The 16,706-nt window shown below is 65.7% G+C and carries 12 protein-coding genes; 8 read left to right on the forward strand and 4 right to left on the reverse strand.

All coding sequences use genetic code 11. The annotated features are described in order from the left end of the window. The first annotated feature begins 255 nt into the window (after positions 1-255). Positions 256-1,032: a hypothetical protein gene (locus tag BTO02_RS07795; protein ID WP_156883778.1), complete on the forward strand. Its 777-nt coding sequence runs from the start codon at positions 256-258 to the stop codon at positions 1,030-1,032. A 488-nt stretch (positions 1,033-1,520) separates the two neighbouring features. Here BTO02_RS07795 and BTO02_RS07800 read toward each other — a convergent pair whose 3' ends face one another. Continuing rightward, positions 1,521-2,183, reverse strand: coding sequence for an OmpA family protein (locus BTO02_RS07800; protein ID WP_075156555.1), 663 nt, complete (start codon positions 2,181-2,183; stop codon positions 1,521-1,523). 339 nt (positions 2,184-2,522) lie between these two features. On the opposite strand from BTO02_RS07800, the gene apbC reads away from it, so the two are divergent. From apbC to BTO02_RS07825, 5 genes are all read left to right on the forward strand, one after another. Continuing rightward, entirely contained in the window at positions 2,523-3,611 is a 1,089-nt protein-coding gene (apbC, locus tag BTO02_RS07805; RefSeq protein ID WP_075156556.1) for an iron-sulfur cluster carrier protein ApbC, read from the forward strand. A gap of 185 nt (positions 3,612-3,796) precedes the next feature. After that, positions 3,797-4,342, forward strand: coding sequence for a superoxide dismutase family protein (locus BTO02_RS07810; protein ID WP_075158688.1), 546 nt, complete (start codon positions 3,797-3,799; stop codon positions 4,340-4,342). A 168-nt stretch (positions 4,343-4,510) separates the two neighbouring features. After that, a complete protein-coding gene (gene dcd, locus BTO02_RS07815) occupies positions 4,511-5,080 on the forward strand; it encodes a dCTP deaminase (RefSeq protein WP_075158689.1) in 570 nt (189 codons plus the stop codon). Between the two features lie 97 nt (positions 5,081-5,177). Further along, positions 5,178-7,460: an arginine/lysine/ornithine decarboxylase gene (locus tag BTO02_RS07820; RefSeq protein WP_075156557.1), complete on the forward strand. Its 2,283-nt coding sequence runs from the start codon at positions 5,178-5,180 to the stop codon at positions 7,458-7,460. Positions 7,461-7,473: 13 nt separating this feature from the next. Beyond that, the gene (locus BTO02_RS07825; protein ID WP_083615037.1) at positions 7,474-8,259 is read left to right on the forward strand and encodes a lysozyme inhibitor LprI family protein; all 786 of its coding nucleotides are present in this window, start codon (positions 7,474-7,476) and stop codon (positions 8,257-8,259) included. Positions 8,260-8,274: 15 nt separating this feature from the next. On the opposite strand, the gene argH is transcribed toward BTO02_RS07825, so the two are convergent. Beyond that, a complete protein-coding gene (argH, locus tag BTO02_RS07830; protein WP_075156558.1) occupies positions 8,275-9,681 on the reverse strand; it encodes an argininosuccinate lyase in 1,407 nt (468 codons plus the stop codon). Positions 9,682-9,907: 226 nt separating this feature from the next. Further along, entirely contained in the window at positions 9,908-10,780 is an 873-nt protein-coding gene (locus BTO02_RS07835; protein WP_083615038.1) for a helix-turn-helix transcriptional regulator, read from the reverse strand. 142 nt (positions 10,781-10,922) lie between these two features. Between BTO02_RS07835 and BTO02_RS07840 the strand changes: the two genes are divergently transcribed. Next, on the forward strand, positions 10,923-11,678 hold the full coding sequence (locus tag BTO02_RS07840; RefSeq protein ID WP_075156559.1) for a class I SAM-dependent methyltransferase: 756 nt from the start codon (positions 10,923-10,925) through the stop codon (positions 11,676-11,678). 191 nt (positions 11,679-11,869) lie between these two features. After that, positions 11,870-12,931, forward strand: coding sequence for a methyltransferase (locus BTO02_RS07845; protein WP_083615039.1), 1,062 nt, complete (start codon positions 11,870-11,872; stop codon positions 12,929-12,931). A 115-nt stretch (positions 12,932-13,046) separates the two neighbouring features. Here the strand turns inward: BTO02_RS07845 and ppc are convergent, their stop codons facing one another. Further along, entirely contained in the window at positions 13,047-16,370 is a 3,324-nt protein-coding gene (gene ppc, locus BTO02_RS07850) for a phosphoenolpyruvate carboxylase (RefSeq protein ID WP_075156561.1), read from the reverse strand. Positions 16,371-16,706 lie beyond the last annotated feature (336 nt).

Here is a 16,706-nt window from a genome sequence, read left to right on the forward strand (position 1 = left end):
CGGAAAGCGTTGCCGAACAGCGTGCGCGAGACCGCGGTATGCCACGCGACACGGCTTTTGTTCCTGCCGCTGCGTTGGCAAGCGCACGGTGCAGCCCCGTACGCGACCGTACTGTTCTTATGCAATCTGCTTCTTTACGCGATTCGGTTCGCCGAAATCATCGATAACAAGCGAACCGGCATCGTGAGCGTCGGGCCGGTCGCGGGCGTCGCGCGCGCTGCGGGAGCGTGCATGACGCGCATAGAGGAGAGAGGAATGATGGCCAATGAGGCGCTCGATCACGAGCTGCTGGCGTCCGTCGACATGACGGACGTCGAGAACCTGTTCGCGTCGATCAATCGGCAGGGGTTCGGCGTCCTTCACAATGTCGTGCCCGATGTGGTGCTCGCACCGATGCGCGAATACATCACGGCCGAGCTCGCGAGGCGCGGCGGCCAGTATTTCGGCATGCGCGGTCACGACTGGATCGAGGAGAGCCCGCTCAACGCAGTCTTCAGCGCGCGCGGCTTCCGGACCGTGCTCGAGGGTCTTTATCATCGCGCGATGCACGAGGAGCCGCTAAGCAAGCGGATCCTGCCGGTGCTGCGCGTGCTGGCCGGAACGCACGGGCTGCGTCACGCCAACCTTTTTCACTACGACTCGTATGTGGTCACGGCGCTGGTGCCGGTGCTGATTCCGAACCGGCCTGACGAACCGCACGGCGACCTCGTGATGTATCCGAATATGCGCAACGTGCGCGGACCGGTCATGCTGAACATTCTCGAGAAGGCAATCGTGGAGAGCCCGCCTGCCTGCCGCTTCTGGCGCTCGCCCGCGGTGCAGCGCCGGCTTGGCGCGAAGCCGGTGCCGCTCGAGCCGGGCAACATCTATTTCTTCTGGGGAATGCGCTCGCTGCACGCGAACGAGGCCTGCCTGCCGACCAGCATCCGCAGCACCGCGCTTTTTCACTATGGCGACCCGCACGAGAACAGCATCCTGAAGCGGCTAAGCCAGGCGCGCGCACGCGCGAACCTCAGACGGCTCGCGAAATAGCGCCGCAAAGGAAGCTTTCATTGTGCTGAATGTGTTGCTTGTGCGGCCGTCCCGATAATTGGGCGGCGCGTCGCCGGCACTATGGGCCGATCCTCATGTTGGCGCCTCGCGCCTACGCGTTCGGAACGCGTTTTCCGGGTGCTCGGCGAGGCCCTGGCGGCGGGCCGCAGAGCGGCCATGGCACAGGCTCCCGGCGCACCGCACGCACCAAAAAAAACCGGGGCTAATGGGGCCCCGGAGCAACAACGACAAGAGGAGAATGGTGACGCGGCGGACGAACCGCACACGTACCGTTAATAAAGACAGCGGTCGAGCAGAAGAGTTCGAAAAATTTTCGTTCGCCTTAGACGAACCCTTCAGTCCCGCTTTTTCGGGTGGCGAAAACGCCTGCAGCCAAGGCTTCGCGGCGTTTCCGGCGGCGCAGTCTTTGCGACCGTCCCGGCCGCGGCCGCCTCGCCGCCCATCGTTCTCCGTCGTTGCTGCGCTGATTACTGCGGACGCGCCTGACCCGGCTGCGCCGTTGCGCGCAGATAGATCTCGACGCGGCGATTGGCCGCGCGGCCCGCTTCGGTGTTGTTGTCCGCGATCGGCTGGCTCGCGCCCATGCCCGTTGCCGACAGACGTTGCGGCGCGACGCCTTGCGAGGCGAGGTAGCTCGTCACGCTCTCCGCGCGGTTGACCGACAGCGTCTGGTTGTAAGCCGCCTGACCCGTGCTGTCCGTATGGCCGACCACCTGCGCGATCACTTCCGGGTTCTGGTTCAGCGTTTGCGCGACCTGCGCGAGCACCGGCTGGAACGACGGCTTGATCGCGTAGCTGTTCGTATCGAACGTGACCGAGCTCGGGATGTTCAGCTTGAGCGAACCGTCGGGCTGCTCGGTGATCTGCGTACCCGTGCCCTTCGTCGCACCGGAGAGCTTGTTGTGAATCTTTTCCCAGTTGTAGCCCGTGATGCCGCCGACCGCCGCGCCGACGCCGGCGCCGATCGCCGCGCCCTTGCCGCCGCCGAAGATCGCGCCGAGCGCGGCGCCCGTGCCCGCGCCGACGCCGGTGCCGACCGCCGTGTTGGTGCCTTGCTGCGTGGCACAGCCGGTGACGAGCGCGCCTGCGATGGCGATTACCGAGAGGCGGGTCATGATTTTCGCATTCATTTTCAGGTCCTTTCTTTGAGTCAAACAAGCCGGCTACAAGAGACGGCTGGCATACGGCAGCGGCGGAGCGCCTGTCGCGCGAGGCGGGAGGCAGGACTCGAAGTCCGCATCGCGACCCCTCATGCGCGCACCGACAACCAAAAAGGGTCTTCAGGCATGTGCCGACACCAGCCACTACAATGACGTTTGAAGCACCAGCGATTCGGCCCTTTTGCTGGTTGCGCGGCAAGCGTGCCTGCGAGACCGGTTTTACGCAATCCTGGATAACAATTTCTTTCAATTCCGGCCGCTGGCGAAATTTCGATTCCGCCGCGCGCCCAGCGTTCCCACGGAGACTCAATGAGTATCGATCGGGCCCAGGTGGATGCCGCCCTCGCGGTCGTCGCCGACCCCAACACGGGCCGGCCGTTCGCCGCCGCGAAGAATTTCAGGAACATCAAGGTCGATGGTGCCACGGTCAGTGTCGACGTGGTGCTCGGCTATCCGGCAAAGCGTCAGTTCGACGCGATCCGCGCGCTCGTCGCCGGCGCGCTCGCCGCGGTGTCGGGCGTCGCGCAGGCACACGTGCAGGTGTCGCAGGAGATTGCGGCGCATACCGTGCAGCGCGGCGTGAAGCTGTTGCCGAACGTGAAGAATATCGTGGCCGTCGCGTCGGGCAAGGGCGGCGTCGGCAAGAGCACGACCGCCGTCAATCTGGCGCTCGCGCTCGCAAGCGAAGGCGCTTCGGTCGGCATTCTGGACGCGGACATCTACGGCCCTTCGCTGCCGATGATGCTCGGCATCACGGGCCGGCCCGAATCGCCCGACGGCCAGTCGATGCACCCGCTGACCGGCTACGGCATGCAGGCGAACTCGATCGGCTTTCTGATCGAGCAGGACAACCCGATGGTGTGGCGCGGCCCGATGGCCACCTCGGCGCTCGAGCAACTGCTGCGTCAGACGAACTGGCGCGAACTCGATTACCTGATCGTCGACATGCCGCCGGGCACCGGCGACATCCAGCTCACGCTCTCGCAGCGCGTGCCGGTGACGGGCGCGGTGATCGTCACGACCCCGCAGGACATCGCGCTGCTCGACGCGAAGAAGGGCCTCAAGATGTTCGAGAAAGTGGGCATTCCGATTCTCGGCATCGTCGAAAACATGGCCGTGCATATCTGCTCGAACTGCGGCCACGAAGAACATGTCTTCGGCGCGGGCGGCGGCGAGCGCATGGCGAAGGAGTACGGCGTCGACGTGCTCGGCAGCCTGCCGCTCGATATCGCGATTCGCGAGCAGTCCGACTCGGGCAAGCCGCCCGTCGTGGCCGATCCGGACGGGCGCGTCGCGGAGATCTATCGCAGCATCGCGCGCAAGGTCGCCATCCATATCGCCGAGCGCGCGCGCGACATGTCGTCGAAGTTCCCGACGATCGTCGTGCAGAACACCTGAGCTTGCATCGGCGTCAGCGCGATGGCGTTTCCCGTTCATGCGCGGCGCGCGCGCATCGCGTGCCGCGCATGAACGGCCCGGATGCCTTGCAAGGCGTTTTGCAAGGCCGCTCGCGGTATCATGTCGACTTCATCAGGTCCGGCAAGACGGCTGCAGGGGCGGCCGGCGCTCGACAAGAGGATCGCATGAGAAAACGAATCGACGGCCGTGCGATGCAAGCCTTCATAGCGCTCATCGTCATGGCTGCCAGCGGCGTGCTGCTCGCCGGCTGCACGTCCTTCCTGCAACCGCAGGAGAAGCGGGCCGTTGCGCAACTGCTGCCGACGCTCGGCAACCAGGCGCGCGGCACCGTGACATTCATCGAGCGTTCGGACGGCGTCCAGGTCACGTACAACCTGGTCGGCCTGCCGCCTGGCAGCGACCACGCGCTGCAGGTGCACGAGCGCGGCGATTGCAACGCCGCCGACGGCTCGAGCGCGGGCGCCGTCTTCTCGCCGGCCGCCGAGCGCCTGAAGAGCGGCGCGCGCGTCGAGGGCGACCTCGGCAACATCCACGCCGACAGCACCGGCGTCGCAACGGGCTTCATCGTCGCGCCCGACGTCTCGCTCGACGGCGTGCGCTCGGTGCTGCAGCGCTCGGTGCTGCTGCACCACGATCCGACCGATCCGTACGCGTATCCGCAGCGCGGCCCCGGCCCCGCCATCGCCTGCGGATTGATCCGCACGCAGTAAGCGCGGCAGCCCGCTCCCTTCGCGTAAAATAAGCGCCTTTCGTCCGACCGCGGCCGCCGGCGCAGGCCTGTGCAGTCCGGCATCGAGCCGGGCGCGGGGCTTGCGGATGCCGGCACCGGCGCGGCGTTCATCCCGAGTCATACCCACCGTCACGTCAGCGTTCACCTTATGAGCATCAAGTCCGACAAGTGGATCCGGCGCATGGCCGCCGCACACAAGATGATCGAGCCGTTCGAGCCGTCGCAGATCCGTACGTCCGAAGATGGCCGCAAGATCGTCAGCTACGGCACGTCGAGCTACGGCTACGATATTCGCTGCGCAGACGAATTCAAGATTTTCACGAACATCAATTCGACGATCGTCGACCCGAAGAACTTCGACGAGAAGTCGTTTGTCGATTTCAAGGGCGACGTCTGCATCATCCCGCCGAACTCGTTCGCGCTCGCGCGCACGGTCGAGTACTTCCGCATTCCGCGCAGCGTGCTGACCGTGTGCCTCGGCAAGTCCACGTATGCGCGCTGCGGCATCATCGTCAACGTGACGCCGTTCGAGCCGGAGTGGGAAGGGCACGTGACGCTCGAGTTCTCGAATACGACACCTTTGCCTGCGAAAATCTACGCGAACGAAGGCGTCGCGCAGGTGCTGTTTTTCGAAAGCGACGAGGTTTGTGACGTGTCGTACGCGGATCGCGGCGGCAAATACCAGGGTCAGCACGGCGTCACGCTGCCGAAGACGTGACGCCGGCCGCCCGCCGAGGCGTTTGACTCAATTGCCATACGGGGACCGCTACCCGCCGAGCGTCAGGTAGCGGTCGTTCTTTTTGGAGAATCGCCCCATGAAGTTTCGTTTTCCCGTCGTCATCATCGACGAAGATTTCCGCTCCGAGAACATCTCGGGTTCCGGCATCCGGGCGCTTGCCGAAGCGATCGAGAAAGAAGGCGCGGAAGTGCTCGGGCTGACGAGCTATGGCGATCTGACGTCGTTTGCGCAGCAGTCGAGCCGCGCCTCGTGTTTCATCCTGTCGATCGACGACGACGAGCTGTTGCCGTACGTCGAAAACGCGGCCGACAGCGACGCGCCGGAACTCGCGCCCGCCATCATCGACCTGCGCGCGTTCGTCGCCGCGGTACGGCGCCGCAATGCCGATATCCCGATCTTCCTGTACGGCGAGACGCGCACCTCGCGCCACCTGCCGAACGACATCCTGCGCGAACTGCACGGCTTCATCCACATGTTCGAGGACACGCCGGAGTTCGTCGCGCGGCACATCATCCGCGAGGCGAAGGTCTATCTCGATTCGCTCGCGCCGCCGTTCTTCAAGGAGCTCGTGCAGTACGCCGAGGAAGGTTCGTATTCATGGCACTGCCCGGGCCACTCGGGCGGCGTGGCGTTCCTGAAGAATCCGCTTGGCCAGATGTTTCACCAGTTCTTCGGCGAGAACATGCTGCGCGCCGACGTCTGCAACGCGGTCGACGAACTCGGCCAGCTGCTCGACCACACGGGTCCGGTTGCCGCGTCGGAGCGCAACGCGGCGCGCATTTTCAGCGCGGACCATCTGTTCTTCGTGACCAATGGCACGTCGACGTCGAACAAGATCGTCTGGCACGCGACGGTCGCGCCGGGCGACATCGTGCTCGTCGACCGCAACTGCCACAAGTCGATCCTGCACGCGATCACGATGACGCACGCGATTCCGGTGTTTCTCACGCCGACGCGCAATCATTTCGGCATCATCGGGCCGATTCCGCGCGACGAGTTCAAGCCGGAGAACATTCGCAAGAAGATCGAAGCGAATCCGTTCGCGCGCGAGGCGCTCGCGAAGAACCCGAATCTCAAGCCGCGCATTCTGACCATCACGCAAAGCACGTACGACGGCGTGATCTATAACGTCGAGATGATCAAGGATCTGCTGGGCGACCTGCTCGACACGCTGCACTTCGACGAAGCGTGGCTGCCGCACGCCGAGTTCCACGCGTTCTATCAGGATATGCACGCGATCGGCGCGGGCCGGCCGCGCACGGGCGCGCTCGTGTTCGCGACGCACTCCACGCACAAGCTGCTCGCGGGCATTTCGCAGGCGTCGCAGATTCTCGTGCAGGACTCGGAGAACAGCACGTTCGACCGCCATCGCTTCAACGAGGCGTATCTGATGCATACGTCGACGAGCCCGCAGTACGCCATCATCGCGTCGTGCGACGTCGCCGCGGCGATGATGGAGCCGCCGGGCGGTCCGGCGCTCGTCGAGGAATCGATCGCCGAGGCGCTCGACTTCCGCCGCGCGATGCGCAAGGTCGACGACGAATTCGGCGCCGACTGGTTCTTCAAGGTCTGGGGTCCCGACGAACTCGCCGAAGAAGGCATCGGCTCGCGCGAAGACTGGATGCTGCGCCCGAACGATCATTGGCATGGCTTCGGCGCGCTCGCCGAAAACTTCAACATGCTCGATCCGATCAAGGCGACGATCATCACGCCGGGCCTGACGGTGGACGGCGAGTTCGGCGAAACCGGCATTCCGGCCGCGATCGTCACGAAGTATCTGGCCGAGCACGGGATCATCGTCGAGAAGACGGGGCTTTACTCGTTTTTCATCATGTTCACGATCGGCATCACGAAGGGCCGCTGGAACTCGATGGTCACCGAACTGCAGCAGTTCAAGGACGACTACGACAACAATCAGCCGCTGTGGCGCGTGCTGCCCGAATTCGTCGCGCAGCATCCGGCTTACGAGCGCATCGGCCTGCGCGATCTCTGCGAGCAGATCCACAGCGTCTACCGGGCGAACGACATCGCGCGCCTGACGACCGAGATGTACCTGTCGAACATGGAGCCGGCCATGAAGCCGTCCGACGCGTTCGCGAAGCTCGCGCATCGCGAGGTCGACCGGGTGCCGATCGACGAACTCGAAGGCCGCGTCACGTCGATCCTGCTCACGCCGTATCCGCCGGGTATTCCGCTGCTGATTCCGGGCGAGCGCTTCAATCGCACGATCGTCAGCTACCTGCAGTTCGCGCGCGAGTTCAACGAGCGTTTTCCGGGTTTCCATACCGATATCCACGGGCTCGTCGGCGAAGTGATCAACGGTCGCGTCGAATACTTTGTCGACTGCGTGCGCAACTGACGGCGGCAAGCGGATGGTGAAGGGTTCAACAGGTTGGGCGGGTCTGCAGGTCGTGCCGGCGGCCGTTCGCGCGCGGGTGGCGGGATCGGCGCGGGCGTCGGCGGCTGTGCTATGGGTGGCGGTGGTATGGGTGGCCGTGGTATCCATGGGCCTCGTTGCATGGCCATCGGCTGCGCGCGCCGAAGTGGCCGCGGCCGATCCGATCGATGCGGCGATGCGCACCTGCCTCGCGCGCGCGGATATGTCGTCGACGGCGGGGCAGTTGCAGTGCATGGATACGGCGCGGCTCGCGTGGCAGGCGTCGATCGAACAGTCGTTCCAGAAGCTGCTCGCGAAAGTGCCGCCCGCGCAGCGCAAGCGCTGGCAAGCGAGCGAAGACAGCTGGAAAGCGTGGCGCGAAGCGGAGATGCAAATGATCGCCGCCGTCACGGCGACGACGCGCGGGACGCGCTACCAGCTGTCCGAAGGCGATTTGCGTCTGCAGCCCGTGCGCGATCGCGCGCTTGCGTTGCGCAGCGTGGTGGCGAAGGCGGGGGCGCTCGACACGCCGCCGCGGCTGCGAGGCTGTCTCGGCGATCCGCAGTGCGTCCATGCGAGCGCCGACGTGAACCAGTACTACCGGCGCCTCGTGAACAAGATGCCGCGGCGCGCGTGGCCGGTGCTGTGGCGGGCGCAGCAGGCGTGGCTCGCTTATCGCGACGCGACCGCGCCGCTCGGCGATGCACGCCAGCGCATCGATCTGATCGGCGCGCGCGTGGCGACGCTGAAGAAGCTCGCGGAGACGGCGGGCAACGATTAAGTTACTTCAACGAGGTTATTTCGACGCCGCGCGTGCCGCCTTGGCTGCGGCGCGCACCTGGTCGGGCGCCGTGCCGCCCGGATGATTGCGGCTCGCGACCGACCCTTCGAGTGTCAGATACTCGAATACGTCGTCGCCGATCAGATGCGCGACGTTGGGCAGTTCGCGCTTCATTTCATCGAGCGTGAGATCCGCAAGATCGCAATTGCGATCGACGCAGATACGCACCGCATGCGCGACCGCTTCGTGCGCGTCGCGGAATGGCAGACCGCGCTTCACGAGGTAATCGGCGAGATCCGTCGCCGTCGAAAAGCCTTGCAGCGCGGCGGCGCGCATCGCCTGCGGCTTGACCGTGATGCCGGCCACCATCTCCGCGAAGATGCGCAGCGTGTCCGCCACCGTGTCGACGGTGTCGAACAGCGGTTCCTTGTCTTCCTGGTTGTCCTTGTTGTACGCGAGCGGCTGGCCTTTCATCAGCGTGAGCAACGCCATCAGATGGCCGTTCACGCGGCCCGTCTTGCCGCGCGCAAGTTCGGGTACATCGGGGTTCTTCTTCTGCGGCATGATCGACGAGCCGGTGCAGAAGCGGTCGGCGAGATCGATAAAGCCGACGCGCGGGCTCATCCACAGTACGAGTTCTTCGGAGAAGCGCGACACGTGCGTCATGACGAGCGCCGCGGCGGCCGTGAATTCGATCGCGAAGTCGCGGTCGGACACGGCGTCGAGCGAGTTCGCGCAGATGCCGTCGAAGCCGAGCGTCTTCGCGACCGCGTGGCGATCGATCGGATAGCTGGTGCCGGCGAGCGCCGCCGCGCCGAGCGGCAGGCGGTTCAGGCGCTTGCGCGCATCGAGCATGCGCTCGGCGTCGCGCGAAAACATTTCGACGTAAGCGAGCAGGTGATGCCCGAACGTGACGGGCTGCGCGACCTGCAGATGCGTGAAGCCCGGCATGATCGTTCCGGCGTTCTGTTCCGCGAGATCGACGAGCGCGCCGCGCAGGTCTTTCAGCAGGCCGCCGATGCGGTCGATTTCGCCGCGCAGCCACAGGCGGATATCCGTCGCGACCTGGTCGTTGCGCGAGCGGCCCGTATGCAGGCGCTTGCCCGCATCGCCGATCAGCGCCGTGAGGCGCGCCTCGATATTCAGATGCACGTCTTCGAGGTCGAGCTGCCATGCGAATTCGCCGCGCTCGATTTCACCCTTGATCTGCGCCATGCCGCGCTCGATCGCGGCGAGGTCGTCGGCGGAGATGATTTTCTGCGCGGCGAGCATCGATGCGTGCGCGAGCGACCCTTCGATATCGACCCACGCAAGGCGCTTGTCGAAGAAAACCGACGACGTGTAGCGTTTGACGAGCTCCGACATCGGCTCCGAGAAGCGAGCCGACCAGGCTTCGCCTTTTTTATGCAGTTGGGACGTCATGATGTGAGGACGCGAATGGCGATCAATGCGAGTGGAAGAACACGGACGGCGGCGCGCGTGAGGCTCGTGAGCGCCCGGGGTTTTCTGCTTGTGACGCAGAGTGGCGCCGGACCCGTTGCGGAAAACGCAGATTTTAGCATCGCGCGAGCAATGCCGGCCTCGTGCGGCGACGGCATGCATGGCCTGCCTCGCCGCGCCGCCATGCTCCAGCGGCTGGCCCAAACGATCAGCCTTCGCGCACGAGCACGACCAGCTTCAGATCTTCGCGATGCGCGGGCTTGAATGTGATCTGATCGTAGGCGACACGCCCATCGCGCGGATGCTCGAATTCGCGGCGGCCGCCTTCGCGCTCGCCGACGTCCTGCGACGCCCAGAAATGCGCGAACGCATCGCTTTTGCCGACCAGCGCATCGATCAGCGCGCGCGTCGGCGCGTCGTTCAGATGCCGGATCGAGTCCGCGCGGAACTCGGCGGCGAGGCGCCGCGCGCGCGACTCCCAATCGACGATCAGCGCATGTCCGACCGGCGACAGAAACGTGTAGCGCAGCAGGTTGCGGTCGTGAGCGTCGTCGAGCCAGCCGACGAACAGGTCCGCGGCCGGCGCATTCCACGCGATCGCATTCCACTGACGGTCGAGCACATACGCCGGCGATTGCACGAGCTGAACGGTCTTGAGCAGCATCGCCGGCACATCGGCGCCGCCCGTCTCGGGTTCGGCCGGGTCGCGCTGCGCGGCGAGCTCGAACAGATACGCGCGTTCGGCGCGCGAGAGCTGCAGCGCGACGGCGATACGCGCGAGCGCGTCGGCCGACGCCGATACGGGCCTGCCTTGCTCGATCCACGTGTACCAGGTCGGACTCACGCCGCACAGCTGCGCGACTTCCTCGCGGCGCAGCCCGGGCGTGCGGCGGCGCGGGCCCGGCGGCAAGCCGACCGCGAGCGGCGACAGCCGTTCGCGGTGCGCGCGAATGAAGTCGCCGAGCGCGCGGGCGGGGGTCGCGTCGAGCGGAGGCGCCGCGTCGCGCGTGGCGTCGTGCTCGGGGGCGTGTTTGGGTTCGTGCTCGGTGTCGGGTGCAGGGTCGTCGGACGGCAAAGTCATGGCGGGGAAGGCAGGTGTTGTCAATACCAGAATAGCCGCTTGCCTTGTACCGGTACAGGCGGCGCTCTATTGTAGCGATTCAGACCACGCGTGCACATGCACGAAGCACCCGGCGCGAAAAGCGCGGGACAAGGGAGCCCACATGAAACATCGAGACCAGGTCGCCGACGCGTTCGGTTCGACCGCCGCCGACTATCTGACGAGCACCGTTCATGCGACGGGCAAGGATCTGCAGACGCTCTCGAGACTCGTCGCGAAGCGGCCGGGCGGGGCCGTGCTCGACATGGGTTGCGGCGCGGGCCACGCGAGCTTTGCGGTGGCGCCGCACGCGGAGTCGGTGGTTGCCTATGACCTTGCGCGCCCGATGCTCGCGACCGTCGAGACGGCTGCGCTCGATCGTGGTCTGGCCAATATCCGGACGAAGCAGGGCGCCGCGGAAAACCTGCCGTTCGACGACGCTTCGTTCGACTGGGTGGTGAGCCGCTTCAGCGCGCATCACTGGCACGACGTGCGGCAGGCGCTCGCCGAAGTGCGCCGCGTGCTGAAGCCGGGCGGCGAGGCGCTCTTCATCGATATCGCGGGCGCCGATCATCCGCTCGTCGATACGCACTTGCAGGCGGTCGAGGTGTTGCGCGATGCGTCGCATATCCGCGATTACCGCGCCGACGAGTGGCTTGCCTTTTTCGAGCAAGCCGGGTTTGCGGCCAGGATAACGGAGCGCTGGCGGCTGCCGATCGAATTCGACGCATGGGTGTCGCGCATGCGCACGCCGCCGCAGCGCGTGAGTGCGATCCGCTCGCTGTGGGAGAGCGCGCCGGAAGAAGTCAGGGACTACTTCGCGGTGCAGGCCGATGGATCGTTCGAACTCGATACGCTCATGATCGAGGCGCATCGATGACGTGTAGCGGCGTGTAGCGACTTCTGGCGTTCATTCGCCCCTTGACGTGTCGCTTCGCAGTGCGGGGCGGGGGAGCGGCCGTACGCGTCTCATAGTACGCCTTCACCGGTTACTTGATCCGCTTCGTATCGGCCCGGTGGCCGAGCAGTGTCCTCTTCTCCTGCCGCACCTTTCCCGTAGGGAACGCGTAAATGAGTGAAAGCTCCTTGAAGCCGTCGTCGCAACGCTCGCCCGCGGCGCTCGATGCGAATACCGAGCGCATGATGCAAATGATCTATGGATTTGCGGTCAGTCAGCTCGTGCGCACGTTTGCCGAATTCGGTATTGCGGACCATCTCGCGAGCGGTCCGCTCAAAGCCGCCGATCTCGCGCGGCACATCGACGCCGACGAAGACACCACGCGCCGTTTGATGGAGGCAGCGGTGCCGCTCGAGCTCGTCACCGTCGATGCGGACTTCCGATATGCATCGACACCGCTGCTTCGCACGCTCGAAGAGGGCGCGCCGGGCTCGGTGCGCGGTCTTGCGCGACTGCTCGGCGGACACGCGGCCTGGCAGATCTGGGGGCGGCTCCCCGCGGCGATCCGGAGCGGCACCGCGCAGGACACCGCTGCGCTTGGCGAGAACTATTGGGAGCACGTCGGCCGGGCGCCTGCCGAACTTGCCGTGCTGATTCGTGCGATGACCGACATCTCGGAGTCGGTGGGCGAACAGATCGCGCAGACCATCGATACGTCGTCGATGGCGACCGTCGCCGATATCGGCGGCGGCTCGGGCGAACTGATCAGGCCGATGCTCAAGAAGAATCCGCATCTGAGCGGCATCGTGCTCGATACGCCGAGGTCGGTCGAGCAGTCGTCGCGGGACCCGGTCAATACCGCGTTGGCCTCGCGCCTGTCGTTTACCGGCGGGGACTTCTTCGAGGCCGTGCCTGCTGGATTCGACCTATACATGCTGAAGCACGTCCTGCACGACTGGGATGACGACCGATGCGTGGAGATCCTCGCCAATTGCGCGCGGGCGATGCGGCCGGACAGCCGGGTCGTGGTGATCGAGATGGTAGTCAAGCCGGACGGCAACGAGCCGCGCGTGATGCTGCAGGATCTGAATATGCTCGTCCATTTCGGCTCGCGCGAGCGAACCATGCACGATTTCGAGCGGTTGCTCGGCCGCGTGGGTCTCGTTGCGTCGGGGACCGCCGAGGTGGTTTCGCCGCTCGGCACCACTACGGTGATCGAAGCGAGAAAGCGGTAAGCCATTGTGCCGTCACGCCCGCCGCGTCCAATTCGCATACCGATGGAAAACAGAAGGGCACGCGGTGCATCCATGCCACCGCGTGCCCTCGCGACGCTAACCGCGCAAGCGCTACTTAACCGGTATTGCGCAAACCGGCCGCGATACCGTTGATCGTCAAATGAATCCCGCGCCGCAAGCGCGTGTTATCGTCGCCGGCGCGATGGCGCTTCAGCAACTCGACCTGCAGATGGTTCAGCGGATCGAGATACGGAAAGCGGTTCTTGATCGAACGCGCGAGCAGCGGGTTGTCGGCAAGGCGCTCCTTTCTGCCCGTGATTTCCGACAGTACGTTCGACGTGCGCTCCCATTCCGCGACGATGCGTTCGAACACGAGCTTGCGCAGCTTCTTGTCTTCGACGAGCTGCGCATAGCGCGACGCGACCGCGAGGTCGGTTTTCGCCAGCACCATGTCCATGTTCGACAGCAGGTTCGAAAAGAACGGCCAGGTCTTGTGCATCTGGCGCAGCAGCTGCACGCGGCGCGTGCGTTCGCTGTCGTTGGCCGATGCGTCGAGCCAGCCCGCGATCGCGCTGCCGAAGCCGTACCAGCCCGTCAGCAGCAGGCGGCATTGGCCCCACGAAAAGCCCCACGGAATCGCGCGCAGGTCTTCGATCTTGCGGTTCTTCGGATCCTGCAGCTTGCGCGACGCGGGACGGCTGCCGATATTGAGCTCGGCGATTTCGGTGATCGGCGTCGAGGCGAAGAAGTAGTCGACAAAGCCCGGCGTTTCGTAGACGAGCGCGCGGTACGCCTGCATCGCCGCATCGGAGAAGCTTTGCATCGTGTCCTCGAAGACGGACAGTTGCGCGGGCAACTGGGCCGGCGCATGGCCATGCGGTGCGAGCGATGCTTCGAGCGTGGCCGCGATCACGGTTTCGAGATTGCGCCGGCCGATTTCCGGATTGCCGAACTTGCTGGCGATCACTTCGCCCTGCTCGGTCAGGCGGATCTGGCCGTCGACGGTGCCGGGCGGCTGCGAGAGAATTGCCTGATAGGTCGGGCCGCCGCCGCGGCCGACCGTGCCGCCGCGGCCGTGGAACAGCCGCAGCGTGATGCCGCGTTCGTTGAAGAGCGACACGAGCGCGAGTTCCGCACGGTACAGCTCCCAGTTCGACGTGAGAAAGCCGCCGTCCTTGTTGCTGTCCGAGTAGCCGAGCATCACTTCCTGCTCGTTGCCCTGATGCTCGATGATCGCCTCGATGCCGGGCAGCGCCATCAGGTCGCGCATGATGTGCGGCGCGTTGCGCAGGTCGGGAATCGTTTCGAAGAGCGGAACCACCATCAGCCCTGCGCGCGCCGGCGCATGCGCGGCGCCCAACAGGCCTTGCAGCAGGCCGGTTTCTTTCTGCAGCAGCATCACTTCGACGAGGTCGCTGACCGTCTCGGTGTGCGAGATGATGTAGTTGCGCACCGCGCGGATGCCGAATTTTTCGCGCGTCACGCGCGCTTCCTCGAGCACGCCGAGTTCGCTTGCGACGAGGTCCGAATACTTGATATAGGGCGAGCGCAGCAGGCGCGGCTGCGCCAGTTCGGCGAGCAGCACCTCGAGCTTTTCCGCTTCGGACAGCGCCGCATAGTCTTCGACCACGCCTGCGCGCTGCAGCAGTTCGGCGATCACCGCCTCGTGCACGTCGGAACTCTGGCGCAGGTCGATCGACGCGAGATGGAAGCCGAACACTTCGGCCGCCCGCACGAGCGGCGACAGCCGCGGCGTCGCGAGCGATTCGCCGTGATGCTGCGCGAGCGATTCGATCAGCACGTCGAGGTCGCGCACGAATTCGTCGGCATCCGCGTACGGTTTTGCGTCGCGGCTGGCCTGGCGCATCGCGACGACGCCTTCGCCGAGACGTTCGCGCGCGGTGGCCGCCATCCGCGCGTAGACGCCGATCAGCGCGCGGCGGTACGGCTCGTCGACGCGGTGCGGCGAGCGGTCCGGCGACGCGTCGGCCAGGGCCTTCAACGCGTCGCTGCTGCCGGCGAGCAGATACGACACCGCGAGTTCGGCGCCGAGCTGGTGAATCTGCTCGAGGTAATGCTCGAAGATCACGGTTGCCTGGCGCGACATCGCGAGCGCGAGCGTTTCGGCCGTCACATTCGGATTGCCGTCGCGGTCGCCGCCGATCCAGCTGCCCATCTGGAAGAACGGCGGCAGACGCGACGCGAGCCCGTGCTCGGCGAGCGCCGCCTCGATGTCCGCATAGAGCGCGGGAATCTCGGCAAGGAACGTCGCGCGGTAATACGACAGCGCGTTCTCGATTTCGTCGGCGACGGTGAGGCGCGAGTCGCGCAGCATCCGCGTTTGCCACAGCGAGGTGACGCGCGCGCGCAGCAGGGCGTCGTTTTGCGCGTGCTCGCGCGCGGTCAGCGGCTGATCGCGCTCGGCAAGCAGGCGTGCGATGTCGTGCTGCGCGTCGAGAATGCTCTTGCGCTGCACTTCGGTCGGGTGCGCGGTCAGCACCGGCACGATCAGCGCGTCGTCGAAGAACTGCTGCACGACCGGCGTCGGCGCGGCGCCGGCCTTCTCGAGCCGCTCGAGCGCGTGCGCGACCGTGCCCGGCTGCGCCGACGAACCCGCCAGCTCGTGAATCCGGCGCCGCCGGTTGTGATGGCGGTCTTCCGCGATATTCGCGAGGTGCGAGAAAAAGCTGAAGGCGCGCACGACGCTGACGGTCTGCGCCGGATTCAGCGCGCGCAGCTTCTTGTCGAGCGTCTGCGCCGCGACGCTGTCGTCCTCGCGGCGAAAGCGCACGGCCGTCTGGCGGATCGTTTCGACGACGTCGAATACCGCATCGCCTTCCTGCTCGCGCACGACGTCGCCGAGCAGGCGGCCCAGATAGCGGATGTCTTCGAAAAGCGGCTGGTCTTTGTCTTCGCGCGTACGGCCGTCTTTTGGCGCGGCTGCGGCGAGCGCGGCGATGCCGCTGGCCGACGCGTTGGCGCGCGCTGTTTGCCGCGGCTTCGCCGCGCTTTTATCGACAGGCATGGCCGCCGGGCCGGCCGCGCCGTTGGCGGCCGGTTTGGCGTGCTTGCCTTTGCGCGCTTTGACGGCGAGGTTTTTCTGTACGGGCGCGGAGCGGGCGGCTTTCACGACCTTGGCGACCTTGGCGGTTTGAGCGGCCTTAGGGGCTTTAGGGGCTTTAGGGGCCTCAGCGGCCTTAGCGGCCTTCGGCGGCTTGACCGGCTTGACGGCTTTGTCCGCCTTCTCGATGCGCGCTGCCTGAGCGATGCGTTGGGTGCGGCTGGCGCTTACGCCGTCGGCGTTGCCATCGCCGTTGCCGTTGCCGGCGGCTTCTGCGGCCATGGTCGATTGCGCGAAGGCGCGAGCGGACGGTTCGAGGCCGCTTTCGAGCGATGCAGTATTGCGGCGCGCGCGGCGCGCCGATCCGGAAGACGTCACGATGGGTTTCCTTCGAAAGCCAGGGTCTAAAGGTCTAAAGAGAGGAACTGCCACTGCGGGTGCTGCATGGGCGCACTGCATGGTGTTGCCGCATCCGGTGACCGTCTGCGGCAATGCATCGCATCATCGCGCAGGCGGCTGATGGGCGCGCGAACGACCGTGCACGTGGATGGCCCGATTGCGTTGTCTCATTCTGATCGATGTGCGGGCCTCGCGCGATGCACCGGCGCGCCGTCTCCCGCTGTCTCCTTTTTCGTGTCTGCGTTGCCGCACAAGGCTGCGCGGCCCGGTGACCGCTCGCGGGAGAACCGCGGAGCCTGCGCTAAGCGCGTGCTA

The sequence above is a fragment of the Paraburkholderia sp. SOS3 genome (assembly GCF_001922345.1).
Taxonomy (GTDB): Bacteria; Pseudomonadota; Gammaproteobacteria; order Burkholderiales; family Burkholderiaceae; genus Paraburkholderia.

Coding starts and splice junctions, on each gene's coding strand:
- BTO02_RS07795 (WP_156883778.1), top strand. CDS start 256: ATGATGGCCAATGAGGCGCTCGATCACGAGCTGCTGGCGTCCGTCGAC.
- BTO02_RS07800 (WP_075156555.1), bottom strand. CDS start 2,183: ATGAATGCGAAAATCATGACCCGCCTCTCGGTAATCGCCATCGCAGGC.
- apbC (WP_075156556.1), top strand. CDS start 2,523: ATGAGTATCGATCGGGCCCAGGTGGATGCCGCCCTCGCGGTCGTCGCC.
- BTO02_RS07810 (WP_075158688.1), top strand. CDS start 3,797: ATGAGAAAACGAATCGACGGCCGTGCGATGCAAGCCTTCATAGCGCTC.
- dcd (WP_075158689.1), top strand. CDS start 4,511: ATGAGCATCAAGTCCGACAAGTGGATCCGGCGCATGGCCGCCGCACAC.
- BTO02_RS07820 (WP_075156557.1), top strand. CDS start 5,178: ATGAAGTTTCGTTTTCCCGTCGTCATCATCGACGAAGATTTCCGCTCC.
- BTO02_RS07825 (WP_083615037.1), top strand. CDS start 7,474: ATGGTGAAGGGTTCAACAGGTTGGGCGGGTCTGCAGGTCGTGCCGGCG.
- argH (WP_075156558.1), bottom strand. CDS start 9,681: ATGACGTCCCAACTGCATAAAAAAGGCGAAGCCTGGTCGGCTCGCTTC.
- BTO02_RS07835 (WP_083615038.1), bottom strand. CDS start 10,780: ATGACTTTGCCGTCCGACGACCCTGCACCCGACACCGAGCACGAACCC.
- BTO02_RS07840 (WP_075156559.1), top strand. CDS start 10,923: ATGAAACATCGAGACCAGGTCGCCGACGCGTTCGGTTCGACCGCCGCC.
- BTO02_RS07845 (WP_083615039.1), top strand. CDS start 11,870: ATGAGTGAAAGCTCCTTGAAGCCGTCGTCGCAACGCTCGCCCGCGGCG.